Annotated in this window: 1 pseudogene; it reads right to left on the reverse strand. The window is 66.4% G+C overall.

The annotated features are described in order from the left end of the window. Nucleotides 1-45 precede the first annotated feature (45 nt). Nucleotides 46-229: pseudogene (locus EOD29_RS35625) on the reverse strand (ABC transporter permease); the annotation flags it as partial.

Raw genomic sequence — 229 nt, forward strand, 5'->3', positions numbered from 1 at the left:
CGGGGGTTATGTCGGCCTGTCCGCTGCTGTCGCGGTCAAACAGGCAGCACCCCAGGCCCAGGAGGTGGCGCCGAGGATAAGGGCGATGACGAGGGGGCTTGCCTGGCCGATGAAGGCGGCGAGCACCAAGAGCAGCGGCAGGTTGGGCACGACCAGCACCATGTTGGTGAAGAAGCTGATGATCTCGTCGGTCCTGCCGCCGCGATAGCCGGAGATGATGCCGAGCGCG

Origin of the sequence: Mesorhizobium sp. M1A.T.Ca.IN.004.03.1.1, assembly GCF_003997555.1 — a bacterium.
In the GTDB taxonomy this organism is placed as follows: Bacteria; Pseudomonadota; Alphaproteobacteria; order Rhizobiales; family Rhizobiaceae; genus Mesorhizobium.